The sequence below is a fragment of the Saprospiraceae bacterium genome, assembly GCA_016709995.1.
In the GTDB taxonomy this organism is placed as follows: Bacteria; Bacteroidota; Bacteroidia; order Chitinophagales; family Saprospiraceae; genus JADJLQ01.
Genome location: JADJLQ010000003.1, coordinates 484,124 through 510,855, shown reverse-complemented (window position 1 = coordinate 510,855; position 26,732 = coordinate 484,124). Strand labels below are relative to the sequence as shown.

The following is a 26,732-nucleotide window of genomic DNA, read 5'->3' as shown; positions in this document are numbered from 1 at the left end:
ATAGCTTCTCTTTGGGATTCCAATTTTTTCTGCCTTTATTCATGATCTAAGAAATTTAGGTCTTAAAACTATTTTTAGTTAAACCCTGTCCAGTTATTTAGGGGGCTGGTGAGATTTTCCAAAACGACTCAAAAGTCACTACGAAAAAATCTGGTTAATTTTAATACACAAAATCGCTTTGCTGCGTCGCTCTGTGCCGTGTTGGTTGCGTCCTTATGGAGAAAATGTCTATAATATGGTTAACTTGATACTCGTTCAGCTTTAACAATAATTCGGAATGAAACAAAAGATATCATTTACACTAGATGGGTTCATTAAACGCTTGACCTTTGGCATTTTACTTTTTACCTTGACTTATTCTGTCCGAATGTTCGGACAAAACATGCCGGCACTAGATTCTCAGTTGCAAAATATGAAACAGAATTACAAGCAATGGTTGTTGAAAATGCCTGAAAATGGTCTCATGGTCGAATATGATCCGGCCCCTATAGCTCTGGATATACCAAAGCCACGTTTTACCTGGATTGTTGAATTGGATGGTAGGGCACGCAGGCAAACTGCTTACCAGATACTGGTGGCGTCAAGCATGGACATGATTAATACTGAGAAAGGCGATATGTGGAATACAAACTGGGTGGCTTCAGATCAATCAGCTCATATCACGTATCAAGGGCTTCCTCTTGAAAGCAACAAAGAATATTACTGGAAGGTACATATCAGGGAGGATTCGGGTAAGATCCTTCCCTATGGAAAAACCGGCACTTTCAACACCGGATTATTTGATCAGAAGGACTGGACAGCAGATTGGATAGGCAGGGGGGAGCCAGGCGAAATACGGGCTGATGTAAATACCTTCACTTCCCGTAGCTGGTCAGAAGAAGTACAAAAAGTTATTCCTGAATCCAGGTCTCCTTTATTTCGCCATGAATTCCGGGTTGAAAAAAAAGTCCGCCGAGCAAGGTTATTTATTTCTGGCCTGGGATTATATGAACTCCGTTTAAATGGGGCAAAGGTTGGACAAAATGTCCTTACTCCGTCAAAGACCGATTTTCGCAAACGCATCCTTTATGATACCTATGATGTAACTTCCGAACTGAATTCAGGGATCAATGCTCTTGGGATTATGCTGGGCAATGGCTGGTTTAATGGCCAAAAGAAATACTGGGGTTGGCAGATGCAATGGTACGGATCACCTCGTGTAATCCTTCAGCTAATGATAGAATATTCTGATGGTAGCATATCCCAGGTAATAACAAACCGAAACTGGAAATCTTCCTGGGGACCGATTACCTTTAATTGCCTGTTTGATGGTGAACATTATGATGCCCGATTAGAACAACAGGGCTGGGACAAATCTGGGTTCGATGACCGGTCATGGAGTCCGGCTAATTCGGTGCCCTCACCTGGCGGAAAACTTTCGTCATCCATGCACGAGCCTGGCAAAGTAACCCAAATCATTAACCCCGTAGGATTCACAAAACCAAAAAGAGATACTTTTGTTTTTGACCTTGGACAGAATATTACCGGCTGGGTGAAACTTAAACTGAAGGGACCTGCAGGCACCCTAGTTAAATTGCGATTTGCCGAGAAGATTCATGTCAATGGAATGATTGATCCTTCCAGTTCAAATGCTGCCCTTCAGGAAGATCATTATATTCTAAAAGGTGAGGGAGAGGAGATTTTCGAACCCCGTTTTACCTATCATGGTTTTCAGTTTATTGAAGTAACTGGGTATTCCGGCACCCCCTCATTGGAAACCCTGGAGGGTCGGTTTGTTCATACCAGCGTTGCTCCTACCGGTAGCTTTACCTGCAGCAATGACCTTATCAACCGCATTCACCTTTGTATGGTTCAATCCCAACGATGTAATGTACAGATGGGGGTTCCGACTGATGATACCCAACGGCCTGAACGACAGGGATGGGGCGCTGATGTACTGATGTCTTCCCAGGAGGCAATGCTGAATTTGAATATCCAGAAATTATATACAAAATGGTTAAGGGATTATAGAGACCAGCAGGATCGTCAAGGTCGTGTAAGCTTTATAGTCCCCCGTGCAGGAATAGAGGAGGATATGGTGTGGAGTTCCTCATTTGTAATCATGCCTTGGTATCTATACATTTTTTGTGGGGACACCGCTGTGCTCAAAGAGAATTATGAGGCTATTTTAAAATATATGAATTACCTGGCAAGACAGGGTAACTCAGACATTCAGCCAAAAGAAAGTGGCGGCAATCCCCTTTTCAATGATACATTACTTGAGCCAAATCTGATTGGTTATCTACAGCAATCGCAATGGGGAGACCATCTTTCATTAGCCGAAGGGTATCGTAGCAGGTCCGGGCTACCTTTATCTATAAGTACCGCATTCTATTACCATGATGTACAAATAATGGAAAAAATAGCAAGCGTGCTGGGAAAAAAAGAACACGCAGAAAAATTTCATTTATTGAGGAGCGAAATATTGAATGCATTCAACCGTAGATTTCTTAACAAAAAAGAAGGATACTATGATGACCAGTCGCAATCCGCTCAAACGTGGCCTCTTTTTTTTGATATGGTTCCGGAAGAATTAGAAAGGTCCGTTATGAGTACACTAATAAATGATATTGTAGAGAAACATGAAGACCACTTGTCCACTGGCTATATGGGAACGAAATACTTGGTAGACTTGCTCACCAAAAAAGGCCGAGAAGACTTGGTGTGGAAATTGGCTCTCAAGAAAGATTTTCCCAGTTGGGGCTATTCTCTTAGGAACGGACGCACAACCATTACAGAGAAATGGACCGATGGAGGATCACAAAATCATTTAGTGTTAGGGGCTGCCATCGATCCCTGGTTTTACAATGTATTGGCTGGAATTAATCCTGATGAAAGCTGTCCAGGATTTAAAAAATTTATCGTCAAACCTTATATTCCAGGGAATGACCTTGATTGGGTGAGTGCCTCTGTGAATACGATACATGGAACCATTGCTTCTTCATGGCGAAAAAAACAAGAAGGGTTACACCTGGATATTAAAGTGCCATCAAATACAACAGCCATCGTTTATCTCCCAGCCAGTCCGGGCGCTATAATTACAGAAGGAGGCAATCAGGTGTCTCAGACCAAAAGGATTAGGTCTCTTCCATCCGGTTCAAATGAATCTATATTCGAAGTAGGATCAGGTTCTTATTCTTTTTTTGTATCTGACATTTCTAAACGAAAATAATCTGGAGATAGATCATACATCACCTATAATACAAGAGTAGGATCATCTAATAGGAATGACCTAGATTAATGATGCAATAACCAATCTTTGACTCGTCGATTAAAGTCATCCAAATTTTCCCAATGAAACGCATGCCCACTGTGATCATAAAGATGTAAATCAGATCCCGGGATCGCTGCAGCAACTTCCCTGGCCATCCATTCCGGAGTAAAAATATCTGCCTTTCCTCCAAGGATCAAACATGGCTGAAAAATATTGTGCAACTGACTCAACACATCATGCTCCATACAAGCTATAGCCTGGGCTTCTAAGGCATGAAAAGGCTGAGGGCTTTCATCCTCTTGGGCAGCTAATCGGCCATCTATCATTTCCTGGTAGACATCGTCATGATCCCAGCTTGATTTATGAAAAATGAGCAATTGGATATACCGGGCAAATTCAGCAGGAGTCAATTTACCCTTTATTGCAATCATATGTTCGAAAATAGATCTTGCCATTCTATCACACCTGGCCCAGGGACACATCAACACCATGGAGGATACTTCGTCCGGATGTCGTAAGCATAATTGCATGGCGATGGTGCTACCCATAGAAACCCCCACTACTCTTACTTTAGATACCTGCAGCGCTTCCAATAATCCATGATAATCCTCTGCCATTTGCTCAGTGCTGTAAGGACCAGGGGGCTTGTCAGAATTTCCAACACCCCGATTATCTGCTACGATACACTTAAAAAAGCTTTTCCAGTAGTTTAAGTGCTTTTCCCACACAGCTCCGGGGGCCGTAATGCCCATAATCAGTAATAAGGGAGGGCCTTCGCCATGCACCTCATAATACATTTTAATTCCGTTGGTAAGGATATATGCCATGCTACCTCAGATTTGTATTAAATTATTATTCACCCAGGCACCATCATGTAAAGTCACCTGGTCGGGATGATCATAAGCTTCGTTTCCTTCATCTTCACATATGATCCAGCCTTTATATTTTATTTCCTCTAGCCACTGGGTGATGCCCACAAAATCTACCTTGCCATGACCCATTAAGGCAAACTCAGGTTGGCCATCCCAATCTTTGTAATGCACATGATTGATCAATGATTTATATTTTTCATAGTTTGTAAGGGATCCATGCCCCCATTGATGATATGACCTACATCCGGAGTCCATCCACAAACCGTGGGATCCAGGCCGCCTAACAGGAAATCATAATCTTCTTCAGTACGGGTAATCGAATGGTGCGGTGAATTAGGATGAAAAGAAGAAGGAATCCCGTGATTGGCCGCTTGGGCTGCTGTCGAATGAAGATGTTCCAATAATTGTTTTCTCCGCTGCTGAACAGCATGACGACCGGAAGGAATCTGAACCAAGCACAGCAAGGCTCCGGGGAATTGACGGAGCAATTCAATTGTTTCAGTAGTCTCTCTTTTTTCGTCTTCAGTAATGGTTGGATCATTCCATTTTAAACAAAGGGCTATGGCTGCCAAAGCTATACGGTGTTCAGCCAGCTTGTCTTTGAGTCTTGCAGGATCTTTTAAATTTCCCATCCAATAATGAATAGGTTCTATTCCTTTAAATCCTGCCTGGGCAGTGATCTCAATCATATGACCTAGTTTTCCGGCATGAGTAAGACCATTCTCATGCATATACCAGGTATATACTTCTGCACCAAACCTGATTGAATTATTAATCATGGATTAGGGATAAAATTTTTACAATTGATGCTTTTTAATCATCCTCTTGATAAAAATAATCCCATGTTCCGCCATATCCCATGGTTTAGAATATTCGCGCCATACGTTGATCGCGTTGGCAAAATTAGGATCATTGCGGGTAAAAGCTTCTATCGTCAGCCAGCCTTTGTACCTGATAGCAGCGAGTGTAGCAAAGGTATCGTCCCAGGGGATATGTCCATCACCGGGGGTACCTCTGTCATTTTCGCTGATGTGGACATGGCCCAGCAGTGGTGCTATATTTTTTAAGGCTGCAGCAAACTTTTTTTCTTCCATATTGGCGTGATGGGTGTCGAACATGGCCTTTACATTGGGATGATTCACTTGATTTACCAATTTGCTCAATTGATCCATCGTGTTGCATAAATAACATTCGAATCGATTGAGCGCTTCCAGGGTAAGTGTGATTTGAGCCGAAGCCGCATATACCCCAGCCTCATGTAGCACTTCAGCACTCCAGGCATATTCTTGTTCTTCCGGGGGTTTTCGGGTAAACGTAGCAAACGCAGAATGAAAAGGACCGCAGATATTTTTTGCATTAAGTTCATGAGCACAATCTATAGCACCTTTCAATCGGTCTAACGCTTTCGCCCGGACTAAGGCCGAAGTGCTGACAGGATTCTCATCAGCACCTACTGCTAACACGGCAGTAGCCTGCAAACCTAAATCAGCCATATGGTTGCCAAATGTTTTATATACTGCTTTATTTCTCTCGTCCATCGCACACTCTACCCCATCATAGCCCAGGGTTTTTAATTTATCTACCACGGGATATAATTTATCCGAAATCACGGCGGACCAGGCTAATAGATTAAAACCAATTTTTGGCCGCAGGCCAGAGTGGGTCAACATATCTTCCGGGTTTTTAACTAATAAAGGCAAGGTACTCATGGTAGTCAATTGATTGATAAATGCTCTCCGGTTCTTTTTCATTGCTGAGTTCAGTTGAATGTTTTAAGTTGCTGGAGGTCTTCTCTTACCTCAATCATTTTTTCTAATACGGCCGTCCAGGTGTCAGATGATTCCAACATGCTATTGGGAAACATACATCCATCACAGCAAATATGTCGAATACCATTTCTAAGATGTCCTTCTTTATTCAATAACCAATATCGACAACAGCGTATGATATCCAATTTTCCATCAGGAGCATTGACAGGTACGTGCCTTCCGGTGATATCATGCAAGCCGCTTCCAAAGACAGTCCCATTACTTTGAGCAATATGAAAATCCAGGGTCCATGGGGCTAATAATTCGGTCATCTTTTGATAAGCCTGCCAAAACTCTTCTGTAGAATAGTTAGAAGTAAGTAAAGCATGCTCGGATGCATTGTACCCTCGTAAATATAAATAAGTATGAGCAAGGTCTGCCTGAAATCCCAGGTATTCCGGCTTGCCAACTTCTTCCAAAAGATCCAGAATATCCTTCCAGGAATGCATGCCTGCCCAGCAGATTTCACCTTCCGCTGCCAGCTTCTCGTCATAATCAGCAGCGATAATAGCTGCTTCGCGAAAAGTATTCGCAATCAATGTTGTATTGCCCGCTTTATCCTTTGACCAGGATGCAGGACTATCTGCAGAATCTATCCTGATGATGCCATAAGACCGAACACCATGTCTGTTCAATATTTTACAGTATTCACAAGTATTCCGAACCGCAGCTATAAATTTTTTTCGTTCGTCCACAAAGCCCATCGCTGAGCCACCGCCTGCAGATGGCCATATAGGTGCCACGACAGATCCAATCTTTAGGTTATGCGACAAAACAGTATCAGCAAACTTTACGATTTCATCCTGGTTGGAACTAACATTAAGATGAGGAGCTGCAAGAATAAGATCAATACCATCAAAAGTTTGACCATGCACCCTGGTATTGCAGGTAAGCTCTATCATCCGTTGCAATGAGATAGCCTCTTCTTCAGTGCCCTGTCCTTTGCCAACTATACCTGGCCACATCGCATTATGAAGATTCAATTTCATCCCAGGTAAAATTATTTTATTTCAAAAATCGACGGGCTTTAATCCTTTAAGACCAGCATTAAAACCGAACATCGTGGGTTTATAGTTACCGATGATCTGAACATTACTTTGCTCACTGATCTTATCTTCCATATTCATACCCCAGTAGCAAGCATTGATCAACAGTCTTCTCAAGCCTTCAGATTCCAGGTCTACGGACGCACCCATTGTGGTCGTAAATATGCGGCAGGTTTTTCCACTTTCAGCTTTATAATTTCTGATCCACGATACAGGCATTACGGATTTTTCATAATTGGGCAAGGCAGTAGGAGTCATACCCTGAATAGATAAGCCATATTGTAACACCTGAGTGCCGACCCCCAGATTGCCTACGGTATACACATCGGTATAGCCCCATACATCTTTGACTCCTTTGAGTATAGGGTGTGCTTGCTGGATACCATTATTTAATCCCCGGGTGCCCTCTACACCATGATTACCATGATGCGATACCCAAGTCTCTCCCAGTACTTTTTTTCCAAAACCACCTTCCCACCCTTTTACTTTACTGTCAGTACCATATTTAGCATATCGGCTAGTCTTATTTATTTTATACCGAAAAGCATGGGTAGAGGTGCGAAGTGCTACGATCGGCTTCCCTTCTTGTAGGTATTGATCTATGAATTTCATCTGATCATCCGGCAATTCTCTAAATCGCAGTGACATGACCACCAGATCAGCCGTCTTGAGCAGATGCAGTCCGGGTATATTATTCAGAATATTGGGATCTACATTACCTGTGGCAGAGTCTATGGCAAATAATACGGTGCAGGTAAAGCCGTGATAGGCAGCCAGAAGTTTCGCAAGCAAAGGAAGGGCTTCTTCGGAACGATATTCTTCATCACCACTGATCAGCACGATATGTTTTCCTTTGCCAGGGCCACTCTGCCCTTCATAGGTCATCCATTGGTTTTTGTCCTGTCCATCCATTTCCAAACTAAAAAACAGAATGAAAATGAATAAGCCTTTAGAAAATAGTTTAGATCTCATGAAAAAGAATTTTTTTAATCACTTCGTTTCTTTACCCAGTTGATAGATCGTATTTTGTATCAATCCTTTGGTTTTTTCACCATCAGGGCGTGTATATTCAAACGAAATTTCCATGACCCAGGTCGGTTTTATATCCGGTATGGTAAGAAATATAGTCTTCTTATCTTCACTAAGGCTTGCTTCGGTCACTTGAAGGTTATTTTCATTATGATGTGCCGAACCGTATTTTCTCGATCTTAGTAAATCCCATGTTTGTATTTTATAACTGGAGGTCTTGTCTGCATCATTCACCTCCAACTCATGGGAAAACTTTATTTCAATACCGTTCTTCCTTGCTTTGATGCCAATAGGGAATGATTGCTTTTTGGCCATTATATTTGATCCGATACAATCCACCTAAATTAGATTGACTGGAACCCCATGCAGAGAGACCACAAGCATACAATTGTCCATCGGCATCGTTAAATCGGCCCCGCATGATTCCGGTTTGAAACCTTGGCATGGGCAACTCAAACACGCCTCCTTGTCTTATAGTACCAATTTTCTCAAAAGGAACAATAAAAACCTTACCATACCCATAGGAGAAATTTAATAGGCTTCCGTTCAATGGCCCCCATTTATTACTATTTACCCAGAGCAGCTCAGAAGGAGATTGATCGATATGCTTCTCTACCCAGGCGATGGGTGGTAGCATACCTTCATCCGAACTATCCGGCGGAGGATCGTACCTGAACATATTTCCATAAAAGCCACCCTTAGTTACCCAGTTGATCCGATTCATCGGAGTCCAATGTCCTTCCTGGTCTGTGACTATAAATGATCCATCCGGATTGATGCAGACTCCATTGGCAGCGCGAAACCCCGTTGCGATGATTTCAGTTTTCAATCCATCTTTGCTTACTTTCAATAACGTGCCATGCTGAGGTACCAAAGCCCTCCTGGCATGACGAGCACTTTTTGCATAATAGAAATTACCTTCTGCATCAGTCTGTAATCCCATCGCAAATTCATGAAAATGATTGGTCACCTGGTGATCACTGTTAAAACTTTGGAAGAAATCAATCTCTTCATCTCCATTCAAATCATGAAGCTTCACTAATTGATCACGGCATGTAATGAAAATTTCTTCTTTTACCACCCGAACGCCTAGTGGTTGAAATAAACCTGCCGCAATTCTTTTCCAGATCAACCTACCCGTAGAGCTGAGAAACCCCTGGACCAACCAAACATCACCATCCGTAGAACAGATGATTCCTTTGTCTTTATCTGCAAGAAAATCAATGCCGCTCAAACGAAACTGATTTTTCCACGGACTTTGAAATGGTAGATTGAGCACATCTACCTGGAAGGGCATATCTTTTTTTCCTTCAGCAATGGTAGTGATTAAAGTATCAGGGAATCGAGGTGCACCTCCTTTGGTATAATCATTCAGGTCAATGATAGAGGAAGAGGTCTTTGTTGACTGATTCAAATCATCTTGAGAAGATTTGGACATCAGTAGTTTGACGCTTATTTTTTTTGATTTTGGAATCTCCATAATCCAGAAACCGTCAGATTTTTTTAAATTGACCTTATCTCCAATCACAGTTACTGCAATTTTTTCAGGTGCTACTCTCATTTTCAAAGGATGCGATGAAGGACTGATATTCATGGTCCGTGTAAAAATAGGCACCTCCCCCGAGCCTTCTAATCCAAATAATTCTAAAATAGCAGCATTATCTACCGTATAGGATATGATTGTTTTTCCCTGATATTGATACAAGCCTTTGTACTGCGCCCAGCTCCTGGGCAAGGGCCCGAATCTTCGATGGTCTATTGCCATAAATCGATGATCTTCGAAGGAGCCAGTAATAGGATCAGCCCACCCCGGTCCAACCGGATTTTCAAAATGAAGATCACCGATGGTGCGGGGCGAAATATTGTGAGTACCATTAAACAATATTCCCTGCCAATCTATAAACCCTTCTCCTGTCCATGCACCCGCTACGCGCATGACATCGTGATCGAAGATCATCCATGCTTTTCCTGCGGCGATACCACCTTGACCGGTATCCAATCGCACAGCAATTCCTTTATATGCAAAATTGGCATCGATTAAATTTTCATCCGCTAACGGCGCTATACCCGAGGATCTCTCTCTTGGTTTTGCACTCTTGTCAGCCAATTCATAAGTATTAATCAAATAATTACCATAGTCCATATCAGCCCAGGGCTTCTTTACTACAGGTTCTGGTCCTTTGCCATTGCCTTTAGGAAGTCGATCAAGATAAAGGGAGTCAATTTTGAAATATTGCGATTTATTTGTTGTATTGACATATTCTTCACGGATGAATTGGATGATTTCATATTTTTCCAAAGGGGTAAGAAGATATTGAGGGGGCATGGTTTTATATCCTCTAGTGAGCATTTGATATAATGTATATGGATCATTTCCCATTTTGAAAGTGTCTTCCCAAAATTTAAAAGCAGTAGGGACTGAACCTTCCTGTAGTGGATCACCATGGCAATTAAAACAAATATTCGTATAGATTGATTGACCATGCTTCATCGATTGGCCATATGCCTTCTCAACTGCCGTAATTATTCCTTTATGATCAATATCTCCTTCATAAACAGGTAGTTGATTTATACCCAAAGTGTAGGGAGTATCAGAATGATCTTCCTTTTTATTCATACAGGATATGAACATTACCAGAGTGAATATATACAAAACACATTTTAACATGGCGAAAAAAAAGTACAATAAAAATACAATTTATTGTTGCATTCTTATATAATAGCCTGGTAATATTGAATCGATTGGACTAGCTTATTCAAGCTTTCAAAAGAATAATTGTAATGGGTAAATTCAACCATTTTTTTGTATTGGGTTCTATTATTCTCTACAATATCATTTTGCATCGAATAAAATGTCAACTAAAATTTAAGAATAGACTAAAAGCATGCCAGGTGATTTAAGCAACGACTATGGAGCTTACCATTCGTTAAATATTTATTACTTAACTTGCATAACCATTAAGAATTTATACTTAGCAAAAATCCTCCCCCAAATGTTATTTTTAAATGACCGTGCCAGATTTTAAGAAAAGTTAAGTATATTCGATCTACATTAGTCTTTACCAGCCTGCTATTGAAAATATGAAACAGTTACATAATCATATTCACCAACCAATTCCACAACAATTTAATATTCCTGATGTAGACGAAGGTCATGCTATATCTACTCCTGCTGAGCAGTATATACAAATGATCATGATCAAAGATCCGGCTAAAGGATGTAAACCCCTGTTCCGTATGTACCTTAACATGTTGTGCAACCATGCTATGCGTTTTGTGTATTCCAAAGAGATCGCTGAAGATTTAGTCAACGAAGTATTCTGTAGGCTACTGAAATCCTGGACTTATGAAGCTATTAAGTCTTCATACGGTTTTTACTCATTGCCCAGTTTGAAGATTGAAGCCAATAAATACAAATCCTTAAATCACTCCGTCTCCTGGACTCAAGATAGATTTTTTTTTACAAAAAAAGTATTTTACAAGTAACCCTGATGCTTATAGAAAATTATGACCTCGATTTTGATATACAAGGGAAAAAACTGGCTGAGCGGGTCATCAAGTGCTCATATTAAGCAGAGAATGAAGATGAACTTTTATTATCATTGTCAGAACTCCTAGACGCCAATATTTTCAAAAGAAATACTAGTACAACTAGTTGAAAAATAGCCTTTAGAATTTTATATTAAACCTTTAATTATGAAACTCAATTTACAATTAATTTCAAAACTCTCGATGACACTGGCCTTTTGGGTGCTGACAAATTACTCAGGCTGGTCACAGATCATGGCGATGGCACAATCCAACCATAAAAGTGAGCGTGCAACTACCAATGAGCTTTTGCTCAACAATGTACTGAACGAACAGAAAGACAGATACCATGCAGACTTTATGTTCGAACGAAAAATTATAGAGGGATTGGCCGTATCACCAAACGCCTTGATGAATGCTCAAAAACTCGAAAAGAACATTGAAAAACCTCTGAAAACATTTGTGCCACGAGAAGTAAATCGGATAGACCGTCCTATCAATGGTAAGGTCATCGATGCGGAGACTGGCGAAGGTCTGCCCGGAGCATCCATTATCGTAAAAGGTACATCTCAAGGTACTACCACAGATATTAATGGTGATTTCACCTTAAATGTACCTGATGAAAATACTGTTTTAGAAATTTCTTATGTTGGGTTCATCACTGTAGAACTAGCTGTAGGTAGTCAGAGCCAGGTAACCATTAACTTAAAATCCGATGCCCAGGCACTTTCAGAAGTAGTGGTGATCGGATATGGTGAGCAGCGCAAAAGTGACCTGACCGGTGCCGTAGCTTCGATTCAGACCAAAGACATCACCAGGGCCAATCCAACGATGGCTGCCAGAGCTATCCAGGGTCAAGTCGCTGGGGCTACAGTGACCAAAAATGACAACAGACCCGGTGCAGGATACAGCATCACTATCAGGGGTGAAAACACTATAAATAATTCAACCCAACCTTTGGTCGTAATTGACGGGATAATGGGTGGGGATCTGAATACACTCAATCCAAATGATATTCAAACTATGGATGTATTAAAAGACGCTTCCTCTACCGCTATCTATGGCTCTCGCGGAGCGAACGGGGTGATCATCGTCACGACTAAGAAAGGTGCATCCGGCAAACCACGCATAAGTTACGATAGCTATATAGCCTCAAGACAACCTGCACATGTACCCAGGCTGATGAATGCTCAGGAGTTTTACAAATCTGTGTATACCGATAGAGTCCTGGAGGGCGCGACTCCTGCTACCTTTACAGCAGGTGAGCTGGCTGTAATCGAATCAGGACAATCCACAGATTGGGTTGATTTAATTACCAAACCAGGGTTACAAACCAGCCAAAACCTTAGTTTATCCGGAGGTAATGATCGCACCACTTATCGTTTTGCGGGAGGGTTTTTAAGTGAAGATGGAAACGTAAAATATACCGGTTTTAAAAGATATAATCTTAATGCCGGCCTGGATAGCAAAATAGGTCAAATGTTTAGGGTTGGATTCACTTCTTACCTGACTTATAGTGACCTTAATGTTGGCTCCCAGGAATCACTCCGGGGGGCATTCCGTGCACGACCAAGTGGACTGCCCTATTATGATGATCTGCTCAACCCTACGGAGAACAAAGATCTTAATATCAACGGGTATGCTGTATGGATGGGTATCAATGATAAACAGGTGCCTAACCCGTTACTCGATATTGATCCGGCTATTTCTAAACTTCAAACCACCTCTTTAGTCGGCACAGCCAATACCTTTGTTGAGTTTAGTCCTGTAAAAGGTTTGAGCTTTCGCTCTTCAATATCTGCGTCTTATGGCAATAACCGTATGGGCGATTTCAGAGGCACCTGGTCTAAAGCGCAAGTGGGCAAAAAACCTCGTGCTCAGTACGACAGTGGTATACAAGGCAATTACACCATTGATAATATAGTCAATTACGACCTGGCAGTTTCCAAACACAAAATTCACTTCACTGGTCTCCAAAGTTCCTTCTATCAAAGAAATGAAGCTTACAGAGTTTTTGTCACCGACCTTCCCTACGATTCAGATTGGTACGCTTTGAATACTGCCGGTACCATCAATACCATATCCAGTTCTTTGGCCGAGCGATCATTATTATCTTATATGGGTAGAATCAATTATTCCTTTAATGATAAATATTTATTGACTTTGACCGGTAGATCAGATGGGGCTTCTCAATTAGCACCAGGCAATAAATGGGCTTTTTTCCCATCGGTCGCTGTTGCCTGGAGAGCCGGTGAGGAACAGTTCATTCGCGACTTAAATCTGTTTTCAAACTTGAAGGCAAGAATCAGCTACGGCGAAGTAGGCAACTCTACGGTCAATCCTTATAGTACTCAAGCAGGTTTGCTTAATACAGGATACGATTTTGGTGGGACCGCGGCATATGGATTTGCTCCTGCTAACCTGGGTAACAAAGATTTGCGATGGGAACGCAGCAAAGAATTGAATCTGGGCTTGGATTTTGGCTTTTTCAATAACCGAATCGCAGCTTCTCTTGAAGTATATGACCGAAAGACAGACGATTTAATTCTAAATCAAAAGATACCGACAGTGACCGGTTTTTCTGATGTCATTGCCAATGTGGGAAAAATACAAAACAGAGGTGTAGAATTAACTTTAAGCACAGTCAATATCACGAAAAATAATTTTAGCTGGAGTACCAATTTCACATTTACAAAAAACAATAATGAATTGCTCGAATTGTATGGAGACGGCCAAACGGTCGACAAAGGCAATAAACTATTTGTAGGACATCCGATCCGGTCAAACTTTGATTACGAATTCGCGGGGATTTGGCAGACAGCGGATAAAGAATTGGCAGCTAAATACAAACAAGTACCCGGAGCTGTGAGAGTGGTGGATCAAAACAATGATGGGATCATCTCCTCTTCCGATGCGATTGATGACAGAACTATCCTGGGTTCTGCACTTCCAAACTATTTAATGGGAATGACTAATAGATTTAACTACAAAAGTTTTGATTTCTCCTTTTTTATGTACTATAGAAATGGATCTGAATATTCCAACAGTACGCTTAGTGGGACTTTTGGAGATCTGGGTGGTACCCGATACAATAGACTTTCGAGCTTAGATTATTGGAGAAGTGACAATCCTTCAAACACCTATTTTGGAGTTGCAGCCGCTAATCCATATCGCAATGCCATCAATTACCAGGATGCCAGCTTCTTGAGAGTGTCCGATATTACTTTAGGATACACCTTGCCATTAAACCTGATGAATAGATGGAAACTAGCTGCCGCGAGAGTATATACCCAGGTCACCAACCCATTTATATTCACTAAGTACGATGGTTTTGACCCGGAATTTAATTCAGCTATTTATCAAGATGATCTACCCTATATGAATTTGACATTAGGTGTGAATATCAGTTTTTAACCGAAAAAAATATTAAGAAATGAAATTAATTTATAATATTCGATATAAGACCTTCCTCGCTGTACTATCCTTAGTATTAGCTACCGGATGCAAAGACGATTTTTGGTCGAAAAATCAGTAACTACTTTGACTACAGATGTATATTATCAAACTGAAGCAGGTTTTGAAGATTTAGTAAAATCATGTTATCCTTTATTGCGGAATATCCATCAAAGTCGATCTTTGGTATTACATGGCACAGACATCTTCTCAGCATCGGGTGGATGGTCATCACCACTCAAAACTAATGGTGCCTCGATAGACCTTTATGATGTCGGATTTAATGCTTCTCTGCCAGACATCCAAACCCTTTGGACTCTATTATACAAAGAGGTTTCAAGGGCAAATACTGCCATATCTGTTTCTGAAAATATCACTTCTATGGCTGCTGCCTTGAAAAATACGAGAGTATCTGAAGCAAAGTTTTTGAGATCCCTGGCATTTTTCTATTTGGTACAACAGTGGGGAGATGTACCAATGCCTTTAAAAGAGACGACTGCTGCTACCAAAGAAGCTATACGAACACCTTCTGCAACCATTTATACCCAAATCATAACCGATTTATTAGACTGTGAGTCTAAACTCCCGGCGACCGCCAGTGATTACGGGCGCATCACCAAGGGAGCTGCTCAGTTTTTATTATCCAGAGTATATCTGACCAGAGGATGGAATTTTAAAAATACTTTGGGTGGCTCCAACGCTGATTTTGACCAGGCTGTCGTATATGCAGACAAGGTCATTGATGCCTACCCAATGATAGCTAATTACAAAGATTTGTGGCCTAAACATTCTGAAAATCCATTGACACAATACAAGGGTACTCAGAACGATAAAAACTCTGAGGTTGTCTTTGCGGTACAATATAGTCCCACAGTATTGACGAACAAAACGGACGCTGCTTTCACTGCAGATGCAGCCGGTGGCAACGACCTCCATTCTCTATTTGGAGGCAATGGAGAAGGCTACCCTGGTTCCAAAGGTAGAACGACTGACTACAACCGGCATTTGGGTAAAATTATAGCTACTCCTGGCATTGTATCGACTATTTGACCCACAATTAGATTCAAGATATGATCATAATTTCGTCGAGGTCGGTTATGCCCTATCACCAGTAAAAGATTTAAGGCCTATTCCAACCAATTCAAGCCTGAAAGTCAATTTGGCCATGGGTGATACTACTTGTTACTTTCGACCCTGGAATAACCCAGCTACCTCACCTGATGACCGAGGTATCGATGTCGGCGGCAAAAGAAATTATGCAGTAGTCAATGTAGATGAAATAGGCGGAGCTTACTTTATGCAGTCAGGTTATGGACCCGGTGAAAATCCGATGATGTGGAAATTTTGGGAGCCAAACATTCCTTATGGAGACGCTGGCGGAACCTTTGACGAACCTATATTCCGCTCTGCAGAAGCTTACCTGATCGCGGCAGAAGCCATTGTCAAAGGAGCCAAAAATGGAAAATTAGGCGGTGCTGATGTTTACTATAATAAAGTTTTGGATCGAGCATTAGGAGCTAACAAATCAAAAGATCCAAAATGTGCAGCCCTGCCAGGCAATGTACAATCATTGGCAGCTGCATCCTATAGGGCTACACCAGCTAATATCACCGTTGATATGATCCTGGACGAAAGAGCAAGGGAATTCATGGGTGAATACTCCCGTTGGTTTGACCTTAAAAGAACCGGCAAACTTATCGAAAGAGTTAAAGCTTATAACCCCTGGTATGTCAAAGGGGGAGCTATCGCTGATAAACACTATCTGCGACCCTTGCCTCAAAGTGAAATAGATTTATCTTTTCCATCCCTGAGTCAAAACGAAGGTTACTAATCAGTGGCCTTGGATTAATATATTCAAAAGGGGTGAAGGAGAACTTCACCCCTTTTTTTTAAAAAATCGATAATTAAAAAACCTAATGAAAAAGTTGATTTTTATTTTTTGTTTCTGTTGTATCGCAGCCAGTAGTTTTGGTCAATGGAAAGATCTGTTCAATGGTAAAGACATGGCAGGATGGACCAAAAAAAATGGCAATGCTGAATACAAAATCAGCAACAATGCTATTGTAGGGATCTCTCAACTCAATACACCCAATACTTTTTTGTGTACAGAAGCCACTTATGGCGATTTTATCCTTGAAGTGGAAGTCAAAGTAGAGCCTGGATTAAACTCAGGGATTCAGATCCGAAGTATCAGTGATCCCTCCATCATGAATGGCAGAGTGCACGGCTACCAGGTAGAGATCGACCCAGGTACCAGGGCTTGGAGCGGTGGCATTTACGATGAAGCACGCAATGGTTGGCTCTATCCAATGTCTGTCAATCCACTCGGTCAAACAGCTTTCAAAAATGGTCAATGGAATAAATATCATATCGAAGCCATAGGCTCTTCTATAAAAACATGGATCAATGGGGTGCCCTGTGCAAAATTGCAAGATGCTCAAACTGCAAGAGGTTTGATTGCGCTGCAAGTGCATGGCATCAAACAAGAGGCACAAAACGGACTCACTGTGCAGTGGAGGAATATCCGAATCGCTACAGATAACCTGAAGGAAATGGCATGGCCTGATACAGATATTTGTGAGGTGAGCTACCTGGTCAATCAACTTTCTGACAATGAAAAAAGAAAAGGCTGGCGACTACTTTGGGACGGAAAAACTTCTGAAGGATGGAGAAGGTTTAATGCCGATATTTTTCCAAAAGAAGGTTGGTCTATGAAAGATGGGACCTTGACAGTCATTGACTCACCAAAAGACAGCATCCATAAAGGAGGCGATATCATCACTGACGCACAATTTTCCAATTTTGAACTAGAGCTTGATTATAAATTAACGACGGGAGCAAATAGTGGATTAAAATATTTTGTGGTGGAAGACAGGAGCTCGAAAGCAAAAGCTGCTTTGGGCCCTGAATATCAATTATTAGATGATAAGGTACATCCAGATGCCAAAGCAGGTGTGGATGGCAATCGCACTACAGGGTCTTTATATGATTTGATCACTTCTGAAAACTTATCCGAAGGAAGCCTCGATAAGCGCATGAACCCACCCGGAAAATGGAATAAAGTACGCATTGTATCCAAAGATGGTCATGTCGAACATTGGCTCAATAACCTGAAAATAGTAGAGTATGATCGATACTCCCAGATTTTCCGCAACCTGGTGTTGAAAAGTAAATTTAGCGACCATCCAGACTTTGGCCAGGCTGCTGCCGGACACATCGTATTGCAGGATCATGGAGACGAAGTTCAATTCAGAAGCATTAAAATCAGAGAATTTTGACAACAGATGATTTCCAAATGAAAAGGACAGCGCTGATGCGAAGCATGATACTTTGTATTTGCGTCTTTTTCACCATTTTGCCCGGGAGCCACCGGGCACAAAGTACCCGGTTTGATCCTGTGGACTTGGTCAATCCATTGGTAGATGCTGCCAATTCCAGATGGTTCTTTTTTAATTCCGCATCCCGTCCATTCGGCATGGTCAATCTGAGTCCGGACAATGCGATTGATGCAGATTGGAATGCCGGATATAGGTATCACCTGGACAGCATCAAGTGTTTTAGCCATATTCACGGTTGGCAACTGTCAGGTGTGCCTGTGATGCCGACTACCGGTGCTTTCAGAGGACATCTTGGCCCCGATGTGTATGGCTCAAAATATTCTCATCAAACAGAAATCGTCAAAGCCGGTTACCATAAGGTGATTTTAGATAGTTATAAAATTACTGCCGAACTGACATCCACGACCCGCGTAGGTTTTCATCAGTATACCTATCCCGAGTCAGATCAAAGCCATATTCTTTTTGATTTCTCTACCTTTTTAGGCCCTTCGGACACCGAAAAAGGGTTTGTGAAAAAAGTAAGTGATCACGAGATAGAAGGTTACAGCATTATGGCTTCTACCGTACGAAGGCCAAAAACATTGACTGTATATTTTGTGGCGATATTTGATAAACCATTTGACACTTTTCAAACATGGAAAAATGGGACACTCGAAGGAGCTCAGCCTATGGTAGAAGGTGCCAAAACCGGAGCCTATGTCAGCTTTAAGACCGCCGCCGGCGAACGACGAAAAATGAAAGTCGGTATCTCTTATGTCAGCGAAGCCCAGGCAAGGCTCAATATCAACGCTGAACTTCCAGATTGGGATTTTGAAAAATGTGTTGCTGCCAGTCGCCAGGAATGGAACAATTGGTTGAGTAGAATAGAAATCAAGGGAGGCAGCCAAATAGAGCAGAGCCGTTTTTATACCGACCTATGGCATGCATTGCAAGGCAGACGAATCATATCTGATGCAAATGGAAAATATATCGATAATACAGGTTCCAGTAGCCGCATAGGTCAGATACCACTGGACAAAAATGGCAAACCACGATTTAATCATCACAATTCTGATTCATTCTGGGGGGCTCAATGGTCCTTAAATACCCTTTGGCACCTGGTATATCCTGAGGTCACCGAATCCTTCGTCAATTCCATGCTTGCCATGTATGATGATGGTGGCCTGATCCCCAGAGGACCCGCCGGGGGCAATTATACCTATGTCATGACGGGGGCATCCACCACTCCTTTTATTGTAAGTGCCTATCTAAAAGGGATCCGGGGATTTGATGCCGAAAAAGCTTATGAGGGCATGCGAAAAAATCATTTTCCAGGAGGTATGATGAGCAAAGCAGGGTACGAACACAATACATATAAAGGTGGAGGTATAGAGTCTTATATCGAAAAAGGATATATCCCCCACCCATTAAGTGATACCAGATATGGGTATCATCAGGATGGATCTACTCAGACCCTCGAATATGCCTACCAGGATTATACTTTAGCACAAATGGCCCTAAAACTGGGTAAATCTCCGGATTATAATCTTTTCATGAACCGGTCACTGAATTATAAAAATATCTGGAACCCACAAATCGGGTGGATGTGGAATAGGACACTGGATGGTAAATGGGCAGAGCCAGTAGATATATTGCGCTACGATCATGGATGGGAAGAGGGCAATGCTGCCCAATATGTATGGTGGGTGCCTCACGATATCCAGGGACTGATCAACCTGATAGGTGGGCGCTCTGAATTTATCAAAAGCTAAACACCTCTTTTGAAAATGCTGCGAAGCATGATTTTGTTTCGGGCAAGGCTCATGATAAAGAATTGCAGGAAGAACTGAGAAGAGTCTTTATAAATTATGGCAATCAGCCCTGTATGCAGACTGCGTTTTTATTTAATTATGCCGGTGCACCCTGGCTTACTCAATATTGGACCAGACAAGTGATTGATAAAGTGTACTCCGGCATCTCACCGGACTTTGGTTACAGTGGAGATGAAGATCAGGGGTTGATGGGTAGCCTGTCAGTATTATTAAAAACAGGTTTATTCTCAACGAATGGCGGCACATACCCTACCCCATTTTATGAGCTTAGTAGTCCCATTTTTAATCGAATCACTATTCATCTTAATCCGGACTATTACCCGGGTGGGACATTTACGATACAAGCCAAAAATAATGGAGCTCAAAACTTTTACATTCAATCAGCAAAACTAAATGGCAAAACTTTAGATAAAGCCTGGTTGCTGCATGAGACCGTTGTCAAAGGAGGAAAACTCAATTTGAAAATGGGCAGTCGTCCAAATAAGTCCTGGGCCGCAGATAAAACCCAATCACCACCTTCTATGTCCCCCATCGAATAAACAAATTTTATGCATCTTTTTATCACTATATGAAACGAAGAGAGTTTGTCATCACCAGCGCTGCGGGTTTGAGCACTATGCCATTTTGGACTTTAAATCACTCCTATTCAGGTGACAAAAAACCAGGATGGTTGGTAGAGCTAATCAAATTAAATGATCAGACCATCCCTGCTTTATTGCAAAAACAAGTGATAGACCAAAAGCTCAAATCGTTTGGTGGATTTCTTGATGAAGATGCTATACCCAATCCGCAATCCACCAGTCACTTTATATCGACCGTAGCTTGCGCCATATCATGTCCTGAATCGGAATATTATCTCTCGATTCAAATACTGGAAAAAATTGGAAGTGCTATACAATATTTGTTGCGCGTACAGCATGAGGATGGCACTATCGATTTATTGGCCACTAATTTTCATTCTACTCCAGATACTGCTTTTAGTGTAGAGAAGATCGTACCGGCTTATCATTTTATCAACCAGTCTAAAATTAAAAATAGTGATACAACACTTGAAGCTATCAAAAAATATCTTCAACGTGCAGGTGAATGTTTGATCGTCGGGGGTATTCACACTCCAAATCATCGATGGGTAGTATCAGCAGCACTTACCCTATTGAATGAACTTTGGCCGGATCCACGGTATGTAGCCAGAGCCGAGGAATGGTTAGCAGAGCATATCGATACGGATCCTGATGGGCAATACACTGAAAAAAGTACTGGAGGTTATACCCCTTTGGTCAATCGGGTCCTGATCCTGATAGCTAAAGGATTGGACAAACCATACATCCTGGATCATGTGCGCAAAAATCTCAATATGACCATGTATTATGTGCATCCAAATGGTGAAGTAGTGACAGAAGCTTCTAATCGGCAAGACAAAGGAACTATAGGCACACTCGACGGCTATTATTATGCTTATCGATATCTGGCATTGTTGGATCGTAACGGCACTTATGCAGCAATGTGCCGATTGATTGAAAAGACTTGTTTTCCAAAACTGGTCTCCTCCCTTGATTACCTCCTGATGGACCCAAAAGTATGTTCGGATCTGCCAGCCACTCAAGCCATACCCGAAAGTTATGCCCAGGCTTTCCCTTATTCCGGTGTAGTCAGGATCCGAAGAGCAGATTGGGATCTGACGCTCTTGAGCAAAAATCCAGGATTCCTCACTTTTCACAAAGGCAATGCTGTATTGCAAGCTATGCGCATCAATGCTTCTTTTTTTGGAAAAGCACAATTCCAGTCGGCAGCCATCACTCAGGAAGGACAATCCTGGTTATTAAAAAATGAATTGGAAGGACCGTATTATCAACCTTATCCTACGGATCAGATAGATCCCAATGGCGATTTGAGTAAGATGCCCAGGACAAACCGCAGCAAAAGCGAAGTTCAACATCTATATAGTACCATTAAGATCACGGAAATAGCGGGAGGTGTTCAAGTTGATTTTGAATTGACAGGTACTGACAATGTACCGGTGAGTCTTGAGCTCATCTTCAGACCTGGAGGCCAACTCAGTGGTGTGATAGCGCATGACAAAAAACCTCAAGCTTTTCTGTTTGCAGGAGACCAGGGCGCCTATACCGTCGGCCAGGATCAGCTTATGTTTAGTGGTGGTCGGGTGGAACATAAAGGGGTGTATTTGAGAGGTGGCTTACCTCCACAAGAGGCGCCCTCCGTTTATATTACCGGTTTCACACCATTTGTACACACCCTAAAGCTTACATGAAAATAGATTGACTTAATAAAAATAGATTGATATAACATCCTTATAATTAATCACTAAATATTCATTCAACAAAACCCATCAAACGAATATACTTTAAGCTAGATTTAAAAATCATCTGATGAAAAAACAATACATTTTGGTGCTTGGCACGATGGTACTGGCCATGATCTGCACAGCTTATCTTACTTTGTCAGAACAGCGTAGTTCACCTAAACCCAATATCCTCTATATTCTGGCTGATGATCTGGGATATGGTGATGTGTCTATTAATAACCCTGAAGGAAAAATATCCACTCCCAACATCGATAAACTTGCCCTGCAAGGGATGCGATTTACGGATGCGCATTCGCCTTCAGCAGTGTGCACACCTACCCGATATGGTTTGCTGACAGGTCGGTATCCATTCAGAAGTCGCAAGCCGGTAGGAGTATTGCGTGGATATAGCAGAACACTGATCGAACAAGATCTACCAACTGTAGCCAGCCTATTGAAAAGTGAAGGATATCAAACAGGTGTCGTCGGCAAATGGCATTTGGGAGTAGATTGGGTCCTCAAGCCAGCTTTTCAACAAATCGATACACAAGATCTCTATGGCATCATGGAAGAGATGGATCCCGAGGCAATAGATTTTGATAAAGACCCAATTAAAGGTCCCAAAACCGCAGGATTCGATTATTCTTATATCCTGCCTGCCTCCTTGGATATGCCTCCTTACTGTTATCTCGAAAATCAAAAATTGGTTGAAAAGCCGGATGGCTATACGGACGGTAATAAATTGACGACGGGTTACACAGGTCCGTTCTGGAGAGCTGGCAAAAAATCTCCCTCATTTGATTTCTACAAAGTGCTACCCACCTTTATTGAAAAAGGCAAGGCTTTTTTACGAAACCAATCTGGAAAAAAACCGTTCTTTTTATACTTGCCCTTGTCTGCACCACATACTCCCTGGGTGCCCGATCAGTCCTACCAAGGTAAATCCAAAGTAGGAGAATATGGAGATTTTGTGCAGCAGGTCGATGCCTCTATCGGAGAAATATTGCAGGTTTTAGAGAGTACAGGATTAGCTAAAAATACTTTGGTGATTTTTGCCAGTGACAACGGTCCTTATTGGCGACAAAATTTTATAGAACAATTTGATCACAAAGCGGCAGGTCCATTCAGAGGTATGAAAGGTGACGCCTATGAAGGAGGCCACCGGATTCCATTCATTGTGAAGTGGCCAGGAAAAATCAAAGCTAATCGTGTGAGCGATGCCACTACTTGTCTCACTAATCTTATGGCGACTTGTAGTGATATCGTCAAAAACCATTCTGACAAATTTAAAACTGAAGACAGCTATAGTATATTACCAGTTTTAATGGGCACCACCTCCTCTGTAACCAATCAGCCGGCGGTGGTCCACTGTTCTTCGATAGGATATTTCGCCATCCGACAAGGAGATTGGAAGATGATCGAAGGCCTGGGATCAGGCGGCTTTACAGAACCAAGAAAAATTGAAGGCAAAGCAGGCGATCCGAAAGGACAACTATTTAACTTAAATAAAGATATCGGAGAAACACAGGAAATCTATGCTCAAAATCCTGCAAAAGTCACGGAGTTACATGAATTATTAGAGAAAATTAAGGCGACTAAAAGTAGGCCGTTTCAATAAGGTTAAGACTAATCTGAAAAATGGATCGGTCTTTTCTTTATAAGATTATACTTTTTAAGATTATAAAAACCTCAATGAGTGTCATCATATCATGATAAGAGATTGATAAGATTATATTCATCGCACTAGATTTTGCCCGTTTTAAGAGGGTAATGCATAAAAAAATGATTTTGAAACAGTTCATTTATAGTTTTATTCTGATGGCATGGGTAGCAATTCCTATCCATGCACAAACCAAGGCCATTCACACCATGTTCCTTCAACATACTGTGCCCGCTGATGGAATCGAGGTAGCCATCAATGCACCTTTGTTGAGGTGGCCCTATCTCAAAGGCCGTGGGGTGAATTATGCCGTACAGCTATCACAGGATTCCAGTTTTACAGACAAAAACTTGATTCATACTGAAGATTTGACAGGAGCATTTTTCAATCCACACCAAATACTTAGGAATGGTACCTGGTATTGGAGGTATAAAGCCGAGGGGCATACATGGTCAGCCATTCAAAATTTTATCGTCACTGACCAGTCAATACGTATTGTTTCGCCGACTACCGATAGACTGCTCGAGCAGGTGCCACAGGCACATCCCAGAGTGTTACTCAACAATCCCTCCCAGGAAATCACAAAGATGAGCAAGCAAAAAGATGCTTTATCCATCCTGGCTGAAGCAGACAAAGTAATGACCCAAAAGATCCTAACTGAAAAAGACGCTCAGCCGCTGGTATTATCATCTGACGAAAAACAGAACAACAAAATCCAACAGGATGCCACCGTCGGACTAGGCAATAAGGTACATAAAATGGTATTGACTTTGTGCCAGGCATATCTGCTCACAGGTCACCAGGCTTATGCAGACAAAGCGATAGCAATTGCTACTGAAATAAGTCAATGGGATCCGAAGGGCATCTCCGGATCACGGGATTTTACGGATGGCAACTGTATGTATGATATGGCGCTGGTATTTGACACATTTTATGATCAATTAATGCCGGAGCAAAGAGCCAAATTATTAAAAGCCGCCAGCGTGAGAGCTGCGGGCTTCTATAAAACCTGGGTGAATAATATCGAATCAAAAGTGTTGAGTGGTCATGTCTGGCAATTACTGCTGAACGAATTTTTTAAAACATCCATTGCGCTGTACGGTCATGAGCCTGAGGCAACTCAGTGGCTTACATATAGCTATGAATTATTTTTAGCCCGCGCACCTATATTGGGCGGATTGGATGGCGGATGGGCAGAAGGTGCTTCTTATTTCCAGATGAATATGGAGACACTGATAGATATACCGGATAAGATTAAAATATTTACAGGTTTTGATTTTATCAACCTTCATCCCTGGTATACACAGGTAGCCGACTGGTTGATCTATCATGTACCTCCCCGATCCTCCGCCGATGGCTTTGGTGATAATACAGAAGAACTGTTTGGACCTCCGGCCAGTTATGCAGCTTTTGCAGAAGTGATGGCTGACCTGACTCAAAATCCAAAATTCACCTGGTATGCTCGTCAATTAAAAAGTAATCCGGGTTTGGACTTATCCAAAGAACCAATTTTGCGTTGGTATAGATTGACTCACCCACAGACTATAGGGTCAACGTTGAATACAGACACCTTGCTTTGGCCTATGGCGTCCATATCAAAAGAAGTAGGTGTGGCTTCCTTACACACTGCGCCGGACAAACCTGAACAAGATATCATGGTATCTATGCGATCCAGCCCCTATGGCGCATATGGTCATATCCTGAGTGATCAAAACACCTTCAATATTTTAGTTGGTGGCAAACGCCTGTTTTACCGGACCGGGTATAAAGTAGCGATGGACGACCCTCACCGACTTGGGTGGAGCAAACACACGAAAAGCCAAAATGGTATATTGATAAATGGCGAAGGCCAACCTTACAGCGCCGAAGCATACGGTTCTTTTACCCGGTTTTTGCAATGCGATCTGCTGGCATATGTCAAAGGAGACGCTTCAAATGCTTATCAAAGCACCGAGACCAAAGAAGACTATCACATGAAGAAATTCTTTCGACATATAGTTTTGCTCCAGCCCGGCATAGTGGTGATATATGACGAATTGGAATCTACTGAAGCAGCTCAATGGTCCTGGCTAATCCACAATCTTCAACATATGACTTTGGACTCTGTACACCATTCTTTTACAGCCAGTACCGAAGGTGCCAAAGGTGCAGGAAAACTATGGAGCTCGGAGCCACTTTCATGGAACCTGACCAATAAATTTGATGTCCCTGCAGTCTTTTATCGAAATTATGATGGAATGCGTACAAAAAAATACAATGATGATCAATGGCACCTCAAAGCCTTCAACAAGCAGAAAACAGCTGCGATTCGATTTTTGTCAGTAATCCAACTGAATAAATCTGATGCCAAAATTCTACCATTTAAAGAAAATGAAATGTTGGCGGGTATCACAAAAATAATTGTGGGAGATTGGGAAATCGAAGCTTCCGTTTCAAATGATTTACCTCCTCAGTTATCGATACGTTCTGCCTCGCTCAATACCGCATTTGAAGCATATGGCAATGACATCTCCTTTAATAAGCAAGTATTCCAGGGCAAAATAAATAATAGTTCTAAATTGATAGAGTTTAAAGAAGGCAAGATAAAATTTTCAGAAAGGGGCGATGAGCCAATTTCTCCAGTTCGCTAAAA

At 41.8% G+C, this 26,732-nt stretch carries 11 protein-coding genes and 4 pseudogenes; 9 read left to right on the top strand and 6 right to left on the bottom strand.

Annotated elements, in window-relative coordinates:
- Positions 1 to 412 precede the first annotated feature (412 nt).
- A complete protein-coding gene (locus tag IPJ09_21005) occupies positions 413 to 3,211 on the top strand; it encodes a family 78 glycoside hydrolase catalytic domain (protein MBK7373859.1) in 2,799 nt (932 codons plus the stop codon).
- A gap of 65 nt (positions 3,212 to 3,276) precedes the next feature.
- Here IPJ09_21005 and IPJ09_21000 read toward each other — a convergent pair whose 3' ends face one another.
- The 6 genes and pseudogenes from IPJ09_21000 to IPJ09_20975 form a co-directional block, all read right to left on the bottom strand.
- Positions 3,277 to 4,080, bottom strand: a complete 804-nt coding sequence (locus IPJ09_21000) for an alpha/beta hydrolase (GenBank protein ID MBK7373858.1) — start codon at positions 4,078 to 4,080, stop codon at positions 3,277 to 3,279.
- Between the two features lie 6 nt (positions 4,081 to 4,086).
- Positions 4,087 to 4,856 (bottom strand): annotated as a pseudogene (locus IPJ09_20995) (TIM barrel protein).
- 66 nt (positions 4,857 to 4,922) lie between these two features.
- Entirely contained in the window at positions 4,923 to 5,795 is an 873-nt protein-coding gene (locus IPJ09_20990; protein ID MBK7373857.1) for a sugar phosphate isomerase/epimerase, read from the bottom strand.
- Between the two features lie 89 nt (positions 5,796 to 5,884).
- Positions 5,885 to 6,898 (bottom strand): TIM barrel protein, encoded by a 1,014-nt coding sequence (locus IPJ09_20985; GenBank protein ID MBK7373856.1) that lies wholly within the window; start codon positions 6,896 to 6,898, stop codon positions 5,885 to 5,887.
- Between the two features lie 45 nt (positions 6,899 to 6,943).
- On the bottom strand, positions 6,944 to 7,951 hold the full coding sequence (locus tag IPJ09_20980; protein MBK7373855.1) for a ThuA domain-containing protein: 1,008 nt from the start codon (positions 7,949 to 7,951) through the stop codon (positions 6,944 to 6,946).
- Positions 7,952 to 7,969: 18 nt separating this feature from the next.
- Positions 7,970 to 10,676: pseudogene (locus IPJ09_20975) on the bottom strand (c-type cytochrome).
- 413 nt (positions 10,677 to 11,089) lie between these two features.
- On the opposite strand from IPJ09_20975, the gene IPJ09_20970 reads away from it, so the two are divergent.
- From IPJ09_20970 to IPJ09_20935, 8 genes and pseudogenes are all read left to right on the top strand, one after another.
- On the top strand, positions 11,090 to 11,494 hold the full coding sequence (locus tag IPJ09_20970; protein ID MBK7373854.1) for a hypothetical protein: 405 nt from the start codon (positions 11,090 to 11,092) through the stop codon (positions 11,492 to 11,494).
- A gap of 210 nt (positions 11,495 to 11,704) precedes the next feature.
- Entirely contained in the window at positions 11,705 to 14,950 is a 3,246-nt protein-coding gene (locus tag IPJ09_20965; GenBank protein ID MBK7373853.1) for a TonB-dependent receptor, read from the top strand.
- Positions 14,951 to 14,969: 19 nt separating this feature from the next.
- A pseudogene (locus IPJ09_20960) lies at positions 14,970 to 16,820 on the top strand (RagB/SusD family nutrient uptake outer membrane protein).
- 85 nt (positions 16,821 to 16,905) lie between these two features.
- On the top strand, positions 16,906 to 18,267 hold the full coding sequence (locus tag IPJ09_20955) for a DUF1080 domain-containing protein (GenBank protein MBK7373852.1): 1,362 nt from the start codon (positions 16,906 to 16,908) through the stop codon (positions 18,265 to 18,267).
- 35 nt (positions 18,268 to 18,302) lie between these two features.
- A pseudogene (locus tag IPJ09_20950) lies at positions 18,303 to 20,677 on the top strand (GH92 family glycosyl hydrolase).
- Between the two features lie 29 nt (positions 20,678 to 20,706).
- Complete coding sequence (locus tag IPJ09_20945; protein MBK7373851.1) at positions 20,707 to 22,407, top strand: hypothetical protein; 1,701 nt, start codon at positions 20,707 to 20,709, stop codon at positions 22,405 to 22,407.
- Positions 22,408 to 22,570: 163 nt separating this feature from the next.
- Positions 22,571 to 24,058, top strand: a complete 1,488-nt coding sequence (locus IPJ09_20940) for an arylsulfatase (GenBank protein ID MBK7373850.1) — start codon at positions 22,571 to 22,573, stop codon at positions 24,056 to 24,058.
- 170 nt (positions 24,059 to 24,228) lie between these two features.
- On the top strand, positions 24,229 to 26,730 hold the full coding sequence (locus IPJ09_20935; GenBank protein MBK7373849.1) for a DUF4962 domain-containing protein: 2,502 nt from the start codon (positions 24,229 to 24,231) through the stop codon (positions 26,728 to 26,730).
- The last annotated feature ends 2 nt before the right edge of the window (positions 26,731 to 26,732 follow it).